General features: G+C 63.1%; 1 protein-coding gene and 1 pseudogene. Both read right to left on the bottom strand.

Annotation, left to right across the window (positions count from 1 at the left end):
• Positions 1–248: pseudogene (locus ACYVDE_RS22885) on the bottom strand (hypothetical protein); the annotation flags it as partial.
• Positions 249–400: 152 nt separating this feature from the next.
• A partial coding sequence (locus ACYVDE_RS22880; protein ID WP_460503841.1) for a pseudouridine synthase occupies positions 401–1,372 on the bottom strand: 972 nt, incomplete at its 5' end.

Here is a 1,372-nt window from a genome sequence, read left to right as displayed (position 1 = left end):
AGCGGCACCGTGGTAGTGGCCGGGCTGAAAGCCAGAATTTCGCCCGGCACCAGGTCGCGCAGGTCTTCCACCACCAGCACGGCGGCTTCGGCCACCGAGGCCACTACTACGTGTCGGGGCTGCCAGCGCTGCACCAGCTCGCGCACCTGGGCCGCCGTCAGGCCAGCCGCCATCTCGCGCAGCAGCGGGCCGTCGAAGGCGCCGGCCTTCACGGCCGTGTTGCCGATGTCGAGGGCAAGGGTGTGCATGGGTGTTTGGCAGTTTAAAAAAGAACGTCATGCCGAGCGAAGTCGAAGCATCTCGCGTGCAGCAGTAAACCCAATCGTTGGAGTTACTACCACATGCGAGATGCTTTGACTTCGCTCAGCATGACGTTTTACTTGTTATCCTCGGCAAAGGCCTACAGGAAGTATTTCAGGCGAATTACCTCCTGCTCGCTCAGGAAGCGCCATTTGCCACGGGGCAGGTCCTTCTTGGTGAGGCCGGCGTACTGCACGCGGTCCAGGGCCACTACCTCGTAGCCGAGGTGCTCGAAAATACGGCGCACAATGCGATTGCGGCCGATGTGAATCTCGATGCCCACGAAGTGCGCATTGCCCGCCACTACGGCCACGTCGTCGACCACAGCCTTACCGTCTTCCAGCTCCAGGCCATCCGAAATCTGGCGCAGGTCATCTTCCGTCAGCGGGCGGCTCAGCTCCACCTGGTAGATTTTCTTGTTCTTGTGCGAGGGGTGCGACAGCTTCTGCGCCACCTCACCGTCGTTGGTGAAGAGCAGAAGGCCGGTGGTGTTGCGGTCGAGGCGGCCCACCGGGAAGATGCGCTCCTTCGAGGCGCCGGCCACGAGGTCCATCACCGTGCGACGGCCTTCGGGGTCTTCGGTGGTCGTGATGAAGTCCTTGGGCTTGTTCAGCAGCACGTACACCGATTTCTCGCGGTTCAAATTGGTTTTGCCGTACTGCACCGTGTCCTCGGGCTGCACTTTGTAGCCCATTTCCGTCACTACCTCGCCATTCACCCGGATTTCGCCGGCGGCAATCAGCGCGTCGGCCTCGCGGCGCGAGCAGATGCCGGCGTTGGCGATGTAGCGGTTCAGGCGCGTTTCATCGGCTCCGAAGTCGTCTTCCTCGCGGCGACGCTTGTTGCCGCGGGTTTTGTCGGCTTCGTAGTGCTTTAGGTTTTTGTAATCGGGCGCTTCGCCGGGCTTTTCGCCGTACTTCGGCTTGTCGGCGCGGTTATCGAGGCCCACGGGGCGGGCCGGGCGCGGCTTGTCTACGCTGGCTCCGTAGCCCGTGCCCGAGCGGCGCACGCTACGCTCCTGGGCTTTCAGGGCTTCGCGGCGCTCGGCAAAGCTGCCGGGTGCGGGGGCCCA

This window comes from Hymenobacter agri, from assembly GCF_054778495.1.
Note: the sequence above shows the minus strand (reverse complement) of the source record. Positions and strands in the feature narration are given on the sequence as shown.